The following is a 15,151-nucleotide window of genomic DNA, read 5'->3' on the forward strand; positions in this document are numbered from 1 at the left end:
CATCCGAACGGGAGCCGGCGCATGGATCTCAACGAACTCAATCAGATCGAACTAAACAACTTTGGTGAATGGCCGACCCCGATCAAGGTGATCGCCATCCTGATCGCCTGTATTGCCCTCGGCGGTCTGGCCTACTATTACGACACCAGCGGACAGCTCGAACAGCTCGCCCAAGAACAAAAGACCGAGCAGGATCTACGTGTCACCCTGGAGACCAAGCAGCAGAAGGCCGCCAACCTGCAAGCCTATCGCGATCAGTTGGCAGAGATGCAAGAGACCTTCGGGGCCATGCTCAAGCAGCTGCCGAATCGCACCGAGGTCGCTGCGTTGCTCGTCGATGTCTCGCAAACGGGGCTGGCCAATGGTCTGGAGTTTGAGCTGTTCCAGCCCGAGAGCGAGATCCCTCGCGATTTCTACGCAGAGTTGCCGATCCGCATTCGGGTGCGTGGTCAATATCACGACTTTGGTCGGTTCGTCAGCGGCCTGGCCGCCTTGTCGCGCATCGTCACCATTCATAACGTGCAGATCTCTAGCAGCGGCGGTCAGGGTGCAGCAGTCGAACCACTTTCCCTGCAGGCCACGGTCAAGACCTATCGCTATATGGAAGAGGATACGAAGTGATGATCACGCATCGACTCCCGTGGTTTCCCGCTGTCCTGTTGCTGGCCGGCTGTGGTTCTCACGACATGAGCGATCTCCAATCCTATGTACAACAAGTCAACGCGCGTCCGCCTGGACCCATCGAGCCATTGCCAACGATCGAGCCGGTTGAAACCTTTGTGTATGAGCCAGGCGAGCGGCGTGATCCCTTTCAATCCGATGTTCAGCCTGAATCTGAACAGTTGGCTGTGACCGATAATGGGCTGGCGCCCGATCCAAATCGGCCCAAGGAAGAACTTGAAAACTACCCGCTCGATTCGCTGCGCATGGTCGGAACGCTCGAGCAGAATGATACCCGTTGGGCTCTGATCCGGACCCAGGAAGGCATCGTGCATCGGGTCACGGTCGGCAATTACATGGGGCAGAATTATGGTCAGATCATTTCGATCGGCCTAGACGCGATCCAATTGAACGAGATCGTCTCCGACGCACCCGGCCAATGGCGCGAACGCCCGGCCTCGGTGGCGTTGAGTAAATGAGATCCTTAAGGGGGACCACATGAACAGTCCATGTCAGAGAGGCTGCAGGTTCGGAGTCGATCGTTCAAGCGGTGTGGGTTTCTGGATGGTCTCCATGTTGCTCGTGACCCTGGCCATGCCAACACTGGCCGCTGATTTGCGGGATGTGCAATTTGAGGCGCTTCCCGACAACCAGATTCAGATCCGGCTGAATCTAACCGAGCCTGTTGGGCAACCCCAGACCTTTGCGACCGAGTCGCCCGCGCGCATCGCCATGGATCTACCGGGCGTAGACAATCGGCTCGCGAGTAAATCCGTTCCGATCGGACTCGGTCCTGTGCATAGCCTGATCGCGGTCGGGGCCAGCGGGCGCACCCGCGTGGTGCTCAATCTCACTGATCCCGCGCCCTATGAGGTCAGCACCTCCGGCAATCAGATCACGATCAAGGTCGGGGCTCAGGGGCGCACAGTTTCGACGCCAACTTCGGCCCCCGCCGCTACGCAAGCGGTTCAAACCGCTGCGCGGAGCGAGGCACCCGCCTGGAGTCAGCCGCCTCGCGCGCGTCAGACCACCGGAGCTGGACCAGCCGTGCGTGACATCGATTTTCGGCGTGGTGCAAGCGGCGAGGGTCGGCTCATCATTCGGCTGCCGAGTGCTGATACCCGGGTGGCGGTGCGCGAACAGGCCAGCCGGGTCTATGTCGATCTTTATCAGACCTCGCTGCCGCAGCGGCTCTATCGTCGACTCGATGTGGTCGATTTCGCGACACCCGTGACCCAGATCGAATCGCGTCCCAATGGCGCCAACGTCGAGATCGAGGTCCAGACCCAGGGTGATTTCGACTACATGGCCTATCAGACCGATGAACTGTTCACCCTCGAATTCAGGCCGCTCACAGCGGCCGAGAAGGAAGAGATCGCGCGTCAGAAGGTCGTCTATGATGGCGAGCGGTTGTCGCTAAACTTCCAGGATATCGAGGTACGGGCGGTGTTGCAGGTGCTGGCCGATTTCACGGATCTCAATCTGGTGGCCAGTGACAGTGTCGGCGGGAATATCACCCTGCGCCTAAAGAACGTCCCCTGGGATCAGGCGCTCGACATCATCCTCAAGACCAAGGGTCTGGCGATGCGACGGGATGGCAATGTCATACGGGTGGCGCCGGCACAGGAATTGGCGGCACAAGAGCAGCTTGAGATGGAATCCATGCAAAAGATCGAGGAGCTCGCGCCACTTCGGACTGAATTCATTCAGATCAATTATGCCAAGGCCGCCGATATCGCTGCTGTCCTAAGAGGGATCGGGCGTTCGGGCTCGTCGGGTACTGGGGTGCGTCCGATGGCGACCTCGACACGACGCGATCAGGTCGGACCAGCCTTGAACCAGGCCGCAGCGGCGGCCGGTATATCCGAACGCGGTGTGTTGTCGCCGCGTGGGTCTGTGACCTTCGATGAGCGGACCAATACCCTGATCGTACAGGATACGCTCAAGGCACTCGAAGAGGTTCGACGGGTCGTGAGCCTGCTCGATGTACCCGTACGCCAGGTCATGATCGAGTCGCGAGTGGTGATCGCGAATAACAACTTTGCGCGGGATCTCGGGGTGCGTTTCGGTGCCTCAGGTTCGGCGGGAAGTTTTGGTGGGAATGAAATCCTGATCGGTGGTGGCCAGACCGGAAGTCTGGCCGTCGGGGATTATGATGCGGGTCCATTCGGTCTCAACACGGCTGGTACGCGCTACAACTCGATCCTCAAGGATGAAAATGACAATGCGACTCTGATCACCAATTTACCCGCAGCAGCCCCCTCTGGTTCCATCAATTTTCTGATCGGTAAGGTGGGTTCCTATTTGGTCCAACTCGAACTCTCGGCCATGCAACAGGAAGGTCGGGGTGAGATCATTTCAAGTCCGCGCATCATTACGGCCGATAAAAGTCAAGCAACCATCAAGATGGGTGAAGAGATTCCATACCAAGAAAAAACTGGGGAGGGTAATACATCGGTCGCTTTTAAAGAGGCCGTATTACAGTTGAACGTGACCCCGCAGATCACCCCGGATGACCGTATCATCATGGATCTCGAAATCACCAAGGATGCCCCGAACCGCTCCTACACCGTTCAGGAGCCTCCAATCGATACGCGATCGATCAAAACGAACGTCCTGGTCGATAATGGCGAAACCGTCGTCCTTGGAGGTATATTCGAGCGTGAAAAAACCTTTAGTAAAGAGCAAGTCCCTTGGCTCGGCGATGTTCCAGTACTCGGGCGTTTGTTCAAACAAGAGGCGCGCAATGACAACAATAAGGAGCTCCTGATCTTCGTGACACCTAAGATCCTGAAGAGCGATCTAGTTCAAAAATGAGGATCCGATCTCCCATCGTGTCGTATCTTCAATGTATTTAGCCTTATTGAAGTATCTGGAATCTGGCATCCCTCTTTCCATGTTACGTGCACGGAACATTTTCATCGTCGGACCGATGGGCGCAGGCAAGAGTACCGTTGGACGCCAACTGGCCGAGGCGCTGTCTTATACCTTCAAGGACAGCGACCACGAAATCCAGCGCCGCACGGGTGTCGATATCCCCACCATCTTCGAGTTCGAGGGCGAAGCCGGCTTTCGTGCCCGTGAGCGTCAGGTCATTGAGGAGTTGGTCGCCGAGGAGCGGATCGTGTTGGCCACCGGCGGCGGTGCGGTGCTGAATCCGGAGAACCGCCGGGATCTGTCCGCCCGTGGCGTGGTCATCTATCTCCATTGCAGCCCCGAGCAGCAATACGCCCGCACGGCCCGCGACCGCAACCGCCCTCTGCTCGAAACCGAAGACCCGCTCGAGCGTTTGCGCGCGATCATGGCCGAACGCGAACCGCTCTACCGTCAGGTCGCCGATCTGGTGGTCTCGACCGAGAAGCGCGGCACCAGTTCCGTGGTCAAGGAGATCTGCCGCCGTCTCGAATCCGAGGACATCTGACCATGCGAACCCTGACCGTCGAACTCGGGGCGCGCAGCTACCCGATCCACATCGGTTCGGCCCTGCTTGGCGATGTGGAGCTCTATCGTCCACATCTGCGTGGGCCACAGGTGATGATCGTCACCAACGAGACTGTGGCGCCGCTCTATCTAGGGCCGGTCAAACAGGCGCTTGGCAGCCATCAGGTGCGCGAAGTCATCCTGCCCGACGGCGAGGTCTACAAGACGCTCGAAGTCTGGAGCCGGATCTTCGACGCCCTGCTCGCCGAACGCTTCGCACGTGACTGCACCCTAATCGCCCTCGGCGGCGGCGTGATCGGCGACATGACTGGCTTCGCAGCGGCCTGCTATCAGCGCGGGGTCGATTTCATCCAGGTTCCGACCACGCTCCTGGCCCAGGTCGATTCCTCGGTCGGCGGCAAGACCGGCCTCAACCACCCGGCCGGTAAGAACATGATCGGTGCCTTTCACCAGCCGCGTGCCGTCATCGCCGACACAGACACCCTCAACACCCTGCCTGAGCGCGAACTCTCGTCCGGGCTGGCCGAGGTGCTCAAATATGGCTTTATCCGCGATGCGGCTTTCCTCGATTGGCTCGAATCTCACCTGAGCAAGCTGAGATCGCGTGATCCCGAGGCACTGGCATATGCCATCTGGCGGTCGTGCGAGATCAAGTCCCAGCTCGTCGCCGAGGACGAGCGCGAGTCCGGCAGTCGCGCCCTGCTCAACCTCGGTCACACCTTCGGCCATGCCATCGAGACCGGTGTTGGCTATGGCGAGTGGTTGCACGGCGAGGCGGTTGGTGCGGGTATCTGTCTGGCCGCTGCGCTCTCGGCGCGTCTCGGTTGGCTGACCGAGAGCGAGGTCGAGCGCACTCACCGTCTGATTGCTGGAGCCGGACTGCCGACCAGGCGTCCGCCACAACTGGCGCCCGAGCGCATGCTTGAGCTCATGGCCGTCGATAAGAAGGTGCTCGCCGGTCATTTGCGTCTGGTGCTGCTCAAGCGGCTCGGTGAAGCCGTCGTCACCAGCGATTTCGATCACGACGCCTTGGCACACGTCCTGGCTTGAACTGTTGCAGTGATCCTCTTTGGCCTCCCAACCCGAGAGACCCGCAGGCGGATCCGCCACGGATCGTTTGTGTTCCACTCAGCTCTCTGCTAAGCTTCGCCTTCGCTTTGGCGCAAGACGCCAATCTAGTCATCATGGTGACCCGCGTCGGTCCCTTCGCAACGTGAAACCGTGAACCCGGTCAGGCCCGGAAGGGAGCAGCCGCAGCGGTGGCAACGTGTGCCGGGGTGCGGCTGGCGCGGGTCGCCGCCTAAGCCTTTGTTTACCCCGCGATTCCTCATGCCGTCCAGATCCGGACTGATATAATCGCGCCATGTCCTATCAAGCGCTTGCCCGCAAATGGCGTCCCCGTTCGTTCGACGATATAGTCGGGCAGCAGCATGTCGTGCGCGCGCTCTCCAATGCGCTCGACCGTAATCAGCTCCATCACGCCTATCTGTTCACTGGGACCCGCGGTGTCGGTAAGACCACGCTCGCGCGCATCCTATCCAAGGCGCTCAACTGCGAACAGGGCGTCGGCTCCAAGCCCTGCGGGCTTTGTTCGGCCTGTCGTGAGATCGATACCGGACGCTTCGTCGATCTACTCGAGGTCGACGCCGCCTCGCGCACCAAGGTCGAGCAGACCCGCGAATTGCTCGAAAACGTCCCCTATGCCCCGGTGCGGGCGCGCTTCAAGGTGTACCTCATCGACGAGGTGCACATGTTCTCGGGGCATAGCTTCAATGCGCTGCTCAAGACGCTTGAGGAGCCGCCGCCCCATGTGAAGTTTCTACTCGCGACCACCGACCCGCAGAAGATCCCAGTCACGGTGCTTTCGCGCTGTCTTCAGCTCAATCTGCGTCGGCTGTTGCCGGGCGAGATCATCGACCGGTTGCGCTATGTGCTGGAACAGGAAGGGCTGGAGTTCGAGTCCACCGCCCTGCCCCTGCTTGCGCGCGCGGCCGACGGCAGTCTGCGCGACGCGCTCAGTCTGCTCGATCAGGCCATCGCCTTCGGTGGTGGGCGGGTCGTCGAGTCCGAGACGCGCGCCATGCTTGGCACCCTCAGCGGCGATCTGGCGCTCGACATCCTCGACGCCCTGGCCGAGGGTGATGGTGCCGCCGCGCTGGATGCCGTCGAGCGCGTGGCGTCCATGACGCCCGATTTTGCCGAGCTGCTGCGTGAGCTGATCGGGCTCCTGCACCGGCTGGCGCTGATCCAGCAGGTGCCCAAGACCCTGGGCGAAGACGACCCTGATCGTTCGCGTCTGTTGGCGCTCGCCGAGCGGTTGACACCCGAGGATGTTCAGCTCTTCTATCAGGTGGCGCTCACTGGCCAGACTGATCTACCGCTGGCACCCGATCCGCGCAGCGGGCTGGAGATGGTGCTGTTGCGCGCGCTCGCCTTCCGCCCGGGGGATCCAGGCGCGAGACCCACCGAGGCGTCTTTTCCGGATACAGACAGTACGTCGGTCGCCCGACCATCGGCGGATACCCAGTCTGCGCGACCCCTTTGGCTTCAGTCGTGCGATGCAACGCCGCAGACAGCGTCCGGCTCGCAGACACTCGAAAACACGGACGACTGGCAGCGGCTCGTGGCACGGCTATCGGTTGGCGGCATCGCCGACCAGCTCGCTCACAACTGCGCCTTTCGCGACTATCAAGATGGGCGGCTCAGTCTCCAGCTCGATCCGTCCGCCGAGCGTCTGCGTGTGCCGAGCGCCCTGTCACGTCTGAAGGACGCGCTCGAACAGGCACTCGGACGCTCGCTCGAACTAGAGATCAAGGTCGCCCATCCCGAGCAGGAGACCCTAGCACAGCGGCGTGCGCGCGAGGCCGAAGAACGCCGACAAGCGGCGGTTGCACAGATGTATATCGATCCGGTCGCCCAATCGATACGCGATACCTTCGAGGCGGACTGGACGTCGGGCAGTATCCAGCCCGACGATTGATACCCGGCTTTCCGTCTCGCGCCTGGACAGAGGCGCGAGACAAGTTTTAGGCATGATGGTCTCCACTGGAGACGATCGCTCGAATCCCAGCGTCCGGAGCCGCCGGGCGCCTTGTCACAACCCTATTTGAGGTGAACACATGAAGGCACTGGGTGGCCTGCTCAAGCAGGCGCAAAAGATGCAGGAAGACATGCAGCAGGCGCAGGCGCGTCTGGCACAGGAAGAGACCACCGGCGAGGCCGGAGGCGGCCTAGTCAAGGTCACCATGAACGGCCAGCATCAGGCCAAGCGCGTTGAGATCGATCCCTCGCTCATGGGTGAAGACAAGGAGATGCTCGAAGACCTGATCACGGCTGCTATCAATGCCGCTAGCCAGCGTATCGCCGAGAAGGCCAAGGAGACCATGGCCGAGCTGACCGCTGGCATGCCGCTGCCGCCGGGCATGAAGCTGCCCTGGTCTTGAACATGTGGATGAGCATTCGCTCCTGAACCAGCTGATCGAGGCCCTGCGCTGTCTGCCGGGTATTGGTCCGAGGTCGGCGCGACGCATCGCCTTCTATTTGTTGGAGCGCGACCGTGAAGGCGGCGCACGTCTGGCGCGGGTGATGGCCGAGGCGATGGTCGCGATCCGGCGCTGCGCGCGCTGTCGCACCCTGACCGAACACGAGGTCTGCGCGCTTTGCGCCAATCCTAACCGCGACGACTCGCTGCTGTGTATCGTCGAGCAACCTTCGGAGGTGGTGGCCATCGAGCAGGCGACCGATTATCGTGGACGTTATTTCGTGCTCGGTGGACGGCTCTCGCCGCTCGACGGCATCGGCCCGGACGAGCTTGGGTTCGAGGTGCTTGAGGCGCGTCTGCGCGATGAGGCCATCGCCGAGGTCATCCTCGCCATCAGCCCAACGGTCGAGGGTGAGGTCACAGCGCGCTTCATCGCCGATCGCGCCGCCCGTTACGGCACGCGCGTGACCCGTATCGCCCATGGCGTGCCCCTGGGCGGCGAGCTGGAACACATCGACGGCGGCACCCTGGCGCTGGCCTTCTCCGGACGCCATACATTCTGATTAACCTTCGACTGGAACCAACTTATGTCCGACACGATTTTTGGCCGGATCGCTTCTGGCGAGATCCCCGCCGATCTCGTCTACAAGGACGAAGACGTGGTGGCCTTTCGGGACATCAATCCCCAGGCGCCGACGCATCTGCTGGTGATCCCGCGTAAGCCGATCCCGACCCTAGACGCCGCCAAGCCCGAGGATACCGAGCTGCTCGGTAAGCTGCTCTTGGTCGCGGCCCAGGTCGCGCGCGAGGCCGGTATCGCCGAGCGCGGCTATCGCACCGTCATCAACTGCAATGCCGAGGCCGGACAAACCGTCTTCCATCTGCATCTGCACGTCCTTGGTGGGCGTCCCATGCAGTGGCCGCCGGGTTGAACCCTAGGGGCACGCCTTGAATCACTAGGAGTAAAGGCCGACACGGGTTAGCATTGTCCGTCGAAACTGGTACCGGATCGATACCAAACCTGGCTGGAGATCAGGCGCACGCCTCGCTCAACCCCAACGACATGGCCGAAAAACCGACTTCTTCAATGACAGCCGCCGATGGCGGCGGCGCCTTCGAACTCAAGGCCGCCGGTTTTACGCTCCCCATCATCCGCCTGTTCGATACGGATCTGGATACCTTAGCCTCGCGGCTCGGTATCAAGGTCGATCAGGCACCGGAGTTCTTTCGTAATACCCCGGTCGTGATCGATCTGAGCGAACTGCCGCGCAACGGGCCACCGGTTCCCTTGCCCAAACTCATTGGGCTGCTGCGTGGCTATGGCATGATCCCCTTCGGGGTGCGTGGCGCCGATCCCGAGCAGGCCGCCGCCGCCGAAGCGCTCAATCTAGCGGTGTTGAGCGATTCCTATCTCCGGCGCATCAAGTCGGCGGATGAGCTAGAGATCAAGCCTGAACCCGTGGCCGGCAATCTGGCCAAGGTGTCTGAAAAGGCCCAACCGACTCCAGGAACGGCGCAAGCACGCCCGGCTGCCGCCCACTCAGGGTTTATGCTGATCACCAAACCTGTGCGTTCCGGCCAGCGTGTCTATGCCGTCGGTGGGGATCTGTCGATCATCGCGCCGGTCAGCTCAGGCGCTGAGCTGATGGCCGACGGTAACATCCACGTCTATGGTCCGCTGCGCGGACGTGCGCTCGCCGGCATGAGCGGTAACCTGGAGGCGCGTATCTTCTGCCACGACCTTCAGGCCGAATTGATTTCGATCGCCGGACACTATCGTGTCAGCGAAGGTATTCCAAACGAACTGCGCGGTGTCCCGGTCCAGGTCTTTCTGGAGCAGAAGATCCTGCGTATTGAGAAACTCTGAACCTCCACCCCAAAGGAGGGTGTGAACTTGGCAAGAATCATCGTGATCACTTCGGGAAAGGGCGGAGTCGGCAAGACGACCACTGCCGCCGCCATGTCCATGGGTTTGGCTCAGCGTGGTAAGCGCACCGTCGTCATCGACTTCGACGTCGGTCTGCGTAACCTGGATCTCATCATGGGGTGCGAGCGGCGCGTCGTTTATGACTTCATCAACGTCATCAACGGCGAGGCCAATCTCAATCAGGCCCTGATTCGCGATAAGCGCTGCGACAACCTCTATGTGCTACCGGCCTCGCAGACGCGCGACAAGGATGCCCTGACCAAGGACGGCGTGGAACGCGTGCTCAGCGATCTAGGGGACAATTACGACTTCATCGTGTGCGATTCGCCTGCCGGGATCGAGCACGGTGCCTATATGGCCATGTATTTTGCCGACGATGCCATCGTGGTGACCAATCCCGAGGTCTCGTCGGTGCGCGACTCGGATCGGATGCTCGGGATCCTCTCCAGCCGTTCGAAGCGCGCCGAGGAGAATCTAGAACCGATTCGCGAGTATCTGCTCCTGACCCGCTATGATCCGCAGCGCGTAGCCAACGGCGAGATGCTGAGCGTCGATGACGTCCAGGAGATCCTGTCGCTGCGCTTGCTTGGCGTCATCCCTGAGTCCAAGGCGGTGCTCAACGCCTCCAATGCTGGCATCCCCGTCATCCTCGACCGCGAGAGCGACGCCGGTCAGGCCTATAGCGACATGGTGTTGCGTTATCTGGGCGAAGATGTTCCGCACCGGTTCCTCCATCCGGAAAAAAAGGGTCTGCTGAGTCGCATCTTCAAGGGGTGAACCATGGGTCTGCTCGACTATTTCGTCTCCTCCCGCCCCAAGACGATGGGCAATGCCAGTGTGGCCAAGGAACGCTTGCAGATCCTCGTCGCCCATGATCGCGTCGCGCGAGACAAGCCTTCTTATCTTCCGCAGCTCCAGCAAGAGATCCTGGCGGTGATTCGTAAATATGTTGAGGTCGACATGGACGCGATCTCGGTGACCTATGAGCAGGCCGAGTCGCACGAGGTGCTGGAACTCAACATTATCCTCCCCGAGTCGGGGTCGTCGCGCGGAGCCTAAGCCAGGGAGCGCAGCGGATCACTCCGCCCTCGGCAACAGCAGTTGCTCGATTAGGCGCCCATAGATTCGATGTAACTGATCGAGATCCGCGACTGCGATACATTCGTTGACCTGATGGATGGTCGCGTTGAGCGGTCCCAGTTCCACCACCTGCGCCCCGGTCGGTGCGATGAAGCGTCCGTCAGAGGTGCCGCCGCCAGTCGAGAGCTCGGTTTCGAGCCCGCAGACCTCGCGGATGGCCGCGCGCGCGGCCTCGACCAGCTTGCCGGGCGTCGTCAGGAAGGGATGCCCCGACAGACGCCAGGCGAGTTCGTAGTCGAAATCGCCCCGATCCAGGATGGCGCGCACGCGGCGCTTGATGGTCTCGGGGTCGAGTTCGGTCGAGAAACGCAGGTTGAACTGCACCTCCAACCGGTCGGGGATGACGTTCTCGGCACCGGTGCCCATGTTGAGATTGGCGATCTGGAAACTGGTTGGGGGAAAATAGTCATTACCCCTGTCCCAAACCTCGGCGCAGAGTGCCGCCAGGGCGTCCACCGCCGCATGGAAGGGATTCTTGGCCAGATGCGGATAGGCCACATGGCCCTGCTTGCCCTGGATGGTCAGAAAGCCCGAGAGACTGCCACGCCGTCCATTCTTGATCGAATCCCCCAATTGCTCGCGGCTCGAGGGTTCGCCGACAAGGGCATAGTCGATGTGCTCGCCGCGCTGCTGCAGCCGCTCGACGACCTTGGCGGTGCCGTTCACCGCCGGACCCTCTTCGTCGCTGGTGAGCAGGAACGCGATCGACCCCGGATGATCCGGGTGCACGGCCACGAACGACTCGACCGCCGTCACCATGGCCGCGAGCGAGCCCTTCATGTCCGCCGCGCCCCGACCATAGAGCAGCCCATCGCGGATGACCGGGTCGAAGGGGTCCGAGTCCCAGAGATCCAAGGGGCCGGGCGGCACTACGTCGGTGTGTCCGGCCAGACACAGTAGCGGGCCTTCCGTCCCGCGCCGCGCCCAGAGATTCTGGACCTCGCCGTAGGGCATGGGCTCGAGGGTAAAGTCGAGCGCCGCCAGACGTTCGGCGATGAGTCCCTGACAGCCCTGGTCCTCGGGGGTCACCGAGGGACAGCGGATGAGTTCACAGGTCAGTTCGAGCGTGGGCGACATCGCGGCGGCCTCGGGGCGGTCAGATATCACGCAGCAGCTCGTTGATGCCGACCTTGCCGCGCGTCTTCTCATCGACCTGCTTGATGATGACGGCGCAATAGAGGCTATGACTGCCATCCTGAGCTGGCAGGTTGCCGGGGACCACCACGGCGCCGGGTGGGACCCGGCCATAGAGGATCTCGCCGGTCTCGCGGTTGTAGATCTTGGTGCTCTGGCCGATGTAGACGCCCATTGAGATGACCGCGCCCTCGCCGACGATCACGCCCTCGACGATCTCGGAACGCGCGCCAATGAAGCAGTTGTCCTCGATGATGGTCGGGGCGGCCTGCACCGGCTCCAACACCCCACCGATCCCGACCCCACCGGAGAGATGGACGTTCTTGCCGATCTGGGCGCAGGAGCCGACCGTAGCCCAGGTGTCGACCATGGTGCCCGAGTCCACATAGGCGCCGATGTTGACATAGGACGGCATCAGTACACAGCCGGGTGCGATGTAGGCGCCCTTGCGTGCCGTCGCTGGTGGCACCACGCGCACCCCAGCCGCGCGAAACTCGCGCGCGTTGGCATCGGCGTACTTGGAGGGCACCTTGTCGTAATAGTTGGTGAAACCACCCTTCATGAAGGCGTTGTCCTCGATGCGGAAAGACAGGAGCACCGCCTTCTTCACCCACTCGTTGACCACCCAGTTGCCGTCGCGCCTCTCGGCCACGCGCAACTTGCCCTGGTCCAGACGCTCGATGACGTCCTGTACCGCGTCGCGGACATGGGTCTCGACGGTGCGTGGTGTGATCTCGACGCGGCGCTCGAAGGCCTCGAGGATGATGTTCTGTTGGTCGCTCATGATGGGCTGATACCTGTTGGGTCTGTGGTGGTGCTGTTGGACTCAGAGACGTTCGACGAAGGCGCGGATGCGCTTGGCGGCATCGACGCACTCGTCGAGTGGGGCAACCAGGGCGATGCGCACCCGTCCGGCGCCTGGATCATCGCCGTCGATCGCGCGCGAGAGGAAACGTCCCGGCAACACGGTGACGTTTTCCTGCGCATAGAGATCGCGTGCAAAGTCGGTGTCCGGGATCGGCGTCTCAAGCCACAGGAAAAAGCCGCCAGCGGGGACCTCGACCGGCATCGCTGGGCCGAGGATCGCGCTCACGGCGGCGAACTTCTCGCGATAGAGGCGCCGATTGGTGCAAACATGCGCCTCATCGCGCCAGGCGGCGAGGCTGGCGTACTGAGTCGGCAACGACATGGCGCAGCCGTGATAGGTGCGATAGGTGAGGAAGTCGCGGATGAGCCGGGCATCGCCGGCGACGAAGCCTGAGCGTAGCCCCGGGGCGTTCGAACGCTTCGACAGACTATGGAACATTAGACAACGCTCAAAGTCGTGGTTGCCGAGCGCGGCGGCGGCCTGGAGCAGACCGGGCGGTGGGGCGTCGTCGTTTTGATAAAGATCGCCATAGCATTCGTCGGAGGCGATGACAAAGTCGTAACGCTCGGCCAGCTCGATCAATCGGGTCAGGGTTGAAAGATCGAGCACGGCGCCGGTCGGATTGCCGGGCGAGCAGAGATAGAGTAACTGACAGCGGTCCCAGGTCGCCGCATCGACCGCATCGAAATCCGGGATATAGCCATTTTCGGGCCGACAGGCCAGATAGTGCGGCTCGGCCCCAGCCAAGAGTGCCGCGCCCTCGTAGATCTGATAGCAGGGATTTGGCATCAGCACGAGCGGATTGGGCCGGGTGCGATCGACGACGGCCTGGGCGATGGCAAACAGCGCCTCGCGGGTGCCGTTGACCGGCAGGATGTGGCGCTCTGGATCGACCCTGAGCCTGACACCGCGCTCGGGCTGAAAACGGGACTCCAGCCAGTCGGCGATGGCCGCGCGCAGCTCGGGCAGACCGCGCGTGGTCGGATAGACCGAGAGTCTATGCAGATGGGCGATCAGCGCCTCGGCGATCAGGCTCGGCGTCGGATGCTTGGGCTCGCCGATGTGCAGGGCGATCGGATCGCGCTCGCGCAGCGGATCGATCCCCTGCTTGAGCGCGGCGAGCTTCTCGAAGGGATAGGACTGGAGTCGGACGAGATCCGGATTCATCGCTGACGTCAAACCTGAGTGGAGGCGCCGGCCTTGATTTGGGCCGGGACGCTGAACGAGGCCGGCTAGTATAGGCCAAGCCACCTCATGGCTCCATGATGCGACCCGGATACATCCGCTCCGGATCTCCGGTACCATTCGGTCCATACCGACCGACGGTCCGAGCGCCGCGCCCTGCCACCCTTGCCCATAGTGATGTCTCGTCCGATGACCTTCATCAACACGCCCGACTATCGTCACGATACCCCGGAACGGCTCGGGGTCCTGCTCGTCAATCTCGGCACGCCAGACAGCCCGAGTGTGCCGGATGTGCGCCGCTATCTAGCCGAATTCCTCTCCGACCGGCGCGTGGTGGAAATGGCGCGCCTACCCTGGATGTTGCTCTTGCATGGCTGGATTCTGCGCACGCGCCCGGCGCGCTCGGCCCATGCCTATCAATCCATCTGGACGCAGGAAGGCTCACCGCTGCTGGAGATCGCGCGCCGCCAGGCCACAGCGCTCCAGGGCTTGCTTGACGCGCGTCTAGGTGGACCCGTCAGGGTCACGCTCGGGATGCGCTATGGCCGGCCATCGATCGCCTCGGGACTGGCCGAGTTGCGCGCGGCCAATGCGCGGCGGGTGCTGATCCTGCCACTCTATCCGCAATATTCGGCCACCACCGTTGGCAGCGTCTTCGACGCCGTGGCGCGTGAACTGATGCAGTGGCGCTGGCTGCCGGAGCTGCGTTTCGTCAACCAGTACCACGACGAGCCGGCCTACATCGAGGCGCTGGCCGCGAGTGTCCGCGCCCACTGGGCCGAGCATGGCCAGGCCGAACGCTTGTTGTTGTCCTTCCACGGCATCCCCCAGGACTATTTCGACCAGGGAGATCCCTATTTCTGCCACTGCCACAAGACCGCACGATTGCTCGCCGAGACGCTAAAACTGCCTGCGGAGCGCTGGGCGCTGTCGTTCCAGTCGCGTCTAGGCAAGCAGGAATGGCTCAAACCCTATACGAGTGCCACACTCGAAGACTGGGGACGCTCAGGGATAAAATCGGTCCAGGTGCTCTCGCCCGGATTCTCGGCCGACTGTCTGGAGACGCTCGAAGAGATCGCGGTCGAGAATCGCAAACTATTTCTCGAGGCGGGCGGCCAGTCTTATGAGTACATCCACTGTCTCAACGACAAGGCCGATCATATGGCACTGATCGCTGATCTGGTGGTGCGCCATTGCAGCGGCTGGCCTGAGATCGAGCGTCCCGCCGCCGACGCCAATGAGCTCGTCAAACGTGCCGAGCGGGCGCGCGCGTGCTCGCCGAGCGGTTGACCGGCCGCTTTGGTCTGTCTAGAGA

At 61.9% G+C, this 15,151-nt stretch carries 16 protein-coding genes and 1 other RNA gene; 14 read left to right on the forward strand and 3 right to left on the reverse strand.

From position 1 onward, the window contains the following. The first annotated feature begins 21 nt into the window (after positions 1 to 21). The 13 genes from E6P07_RS12125 to minE all read left to right on the forward strand — a co-directional run bounded on the left by E6P07_RS12125 (position 22) and on the right by minE (position 10,568). On the forward strand, positions 22 to 621 hold the full coding sequence (locus tag E6P07_RS12125; protein ID WP_153975848.1) for a type IV pilus inner membrane component PilO: 600 nt from the start codon (positions 22 to 24) through the stop codon (positions 619 to 621). After that, complete coding sequence (locus tag E6P07_RS12130; protein ID WP_153975849.1) at positions 621 to 1,139, forward strand: pilus assembly protein PilP; 519 nt, start codon at positions 621 to 623, stop codon at positions 1,137 to 1,139. Before E6P07_RS12125 ends, E6P07_RS12130 begins: the two co-directional genes overlap by 1 nt. Positions 1,140 to 1,233: 94 nt before the next feature. Next, the gene (locus E6P07_RS12135) at positions 1,234 to 3,477 is read left to right on the forward strand and encodes a type IV pilus secretin PilQ (RefSeq protein ID WP_246172845.1); all 2,244 of its coding nucleotides are present in this window, start codon (positions 1,234 to 1,236) and stop codon (positions 3,475 to 3,477) included. Positions 3,478 to 3,556: 79 nt separating this feature from the next. After that, positions 3,557 to 4,081, forward strand: a complete 525-nt coding sequence (aroK, locus tag E6P07_RS12140; RefSeq protein ID WP_153975851.1) for a shikimate kinase AroK — start codon at positions 3,557 to 3,559, stop codon at positions 4,079 to 4,081. A 2-nt stretch (positions 4,082 to 4,083) separates the two neighbouring features. Then, a complete protein-coding gene (gene aroB / locus E6P07_RS12145) occupies positions 4,084 to 5,151 on the forward strand; it encodes a 3-dehydroquinate synthase (RefSeq protein WP_153975852.1) in 1,068 nt (355 codons plus the stop codon). Positions 5,152 to 5,296: 145 nt separating this feature from the next. Next, an RNA gene (ffs, locus tag E6P07_RS12150) (signal recognition particle sRNA small type) lies at positions 5,297 to 5,393 on the forward strand. A 71-nt stretch (positions 5,394 to 5,464) separates the two neighbouring features. Continuing rightward, positions 5,465 to 7,081 (forward strand): DNA polymerase III subunit gamma/tau, encoded by a 1,617-nt coding sequence (gene dnaX / locus E6P07_RS12155; RefSeq protein WP_153975853.1) that lies wholly within the window; start codon positions 5,465 to 5,467, stop codon positions 7,079 to 7,081. A 139-nt stretch (positions 7,082 to 7,220) separates the two neighbouring features. After that, positions 7,221 to 7,544, forward strand: coding sequence for a YbaB/EbfC family nucleoid-associated protein (locus E6P07_RS12160; protein WP_153975854.1), 324 nt, complete (start codon positions 7,221 to 7,223; stop codon positions 7,542 to 7,544). A 4-nt stretch (positions 7,545 to 7,548) separates the two neighbouring features. Continuing rightward, positions 7,549 to 8,145 carry a recombination mediator RecR gene (gene recR, locus E6P07_RS12165; protein WP_153975855.1) on the forward strand — a complete coding sequence of 199 codons (597 nt, stop codon included), beginning with the start codon at positions 7,549 to 7,551 and terminating at the stop codon, positions 8,143 to 8,145. Between the two features lie 24 nt (positions 8,146 to 8,169). Continuing rightward, positions 8,170 to 8,514 carry a histidine triad nucleotide-binding protein gene (locus tag E6P07_RS12170; RefSeq protein ID WP_153975856.1) on the forward strand — a complete coding sequence of 115 codons (345 nt, stop codon included), beginning with the start codon at positions 8,170 to 8,172 and terminating at the stop codon, positions 8,512 to 8,514. A 155-nt stretch (positions 8,515 to 8,669) separates the two neighbouring features. Further along, positions 8,670 to 9,449 carry a septum site-determining protein MinC gene (gene minC, locus E6P07_RS12175; RefSeq protein ID WP_246172847.1) on the forward strand — a complete coding sequence of 260 codons (780 nt, stop codon included), beginning with the start codon at positions 8,670 to 8,672 and terminating at the stop codon, positions 9,447 to 9,449. 27 nt (positions 9,450 to 9,476) lie between these two features. Continuing rightward, complete coding sequence (minD, locus tag E6P07_RS12180; RefSeq protein ID WP_153975857.1) at positions 9,477 to 10,286, forward strand: septum site-determining protein MinD; 810 nt, start codon at positions 9,477 to 9,479, stop codon at positions 10,284 to 10,286. Between the two features lie 3 nt (positions 10,287 to 10,289). Further along, complete coding sequence (gene minE, locus E6P07_RS12185; RefSeq protein WP_153975858.1) at positions 10,290 to 10,568, forward strand: cell division topological specificity factor MinE; 279 nt, start codon at positions 10,290 to 10,292, stop codon at positions 10,566 to 10,568. 18 nt (positions 10,569 to 10,586) lie between these two features. Here the strand turns inward: minE and dapE are convergent, their stop codons facing one another. The 3 genes from dapE to dapC are packed head-to-tail and all read right to left on the reverse strand — an operon-like array spanning position 10,587 to position 13,818. Further along, on the reverse strand, positions 10,587 to 11,726 hold the full coding sequence (gene dapE / locus E6P07_RS12190) for a succinyl-diaminopimelate desuccinylase (RefSeq protein WP_153976227.1): 1,140 nt from the start codon (positions 11,724 to 11,726) through the stop codon (positions 10,587 to 10,589). 19 nt (positions 11,727 to 11,745) lie between these two features. Then, a complete protein-coding gene (gene dapD / locus E6P07_RS12195) occupies positions 11,746 to 12,567 on the reverse strand; it encodes a 2,3,4,5-tetrahydropyridine-2,6-dicarboxylate N-succinyltransferase (protein WP_153975859.1) in 822 nt (273 codons plus the stop codon). A 42-nt stretch (positions 12,568 to 12,609) separates the two neighbouring features. Beyond that, positions 12,610 to 13,818, reverse strand: a complete 1,209-nt coding sequence (dapC, locus tag E6P07_RS12200) for a succinyldiaminopimelate transaminase (protein WP_153975860.1) — start codon at positions 13,816 to 13,818, stop codon at positions 12,610 to 12,612. A gap of 207 nt (positions 13,819 to 14,025) precedes the next feature. Between dapC and hemH the strand changes: the two genes are divergently transcribed. Further along, positions 14,026 to 15,126, forward strand: coding sequence for a ferrochelatase (hemH, locus tag E6P07_RS12205; RefSeq protein ID WP_153975861.1), 1,101 nt, complete (start codon positions 14,026 to 14,028; stop codon positions 15,124 to 15,126). The last annotated feature ends 25 nt before the right edge of the window (positions 15,127 to 15,151 follow it).

This window comes from Thermochromatium tepidum ATCC 43061 (assembly GCF_009664085.1).
In the GTDB taxonomy this organism is placed as follows: Bacteria; Pseudomonadota; Gammaproteobacteria; order Chromatiales; family Chromatiaceae; genus Thermochromatium; species Thermochromatium tepidum.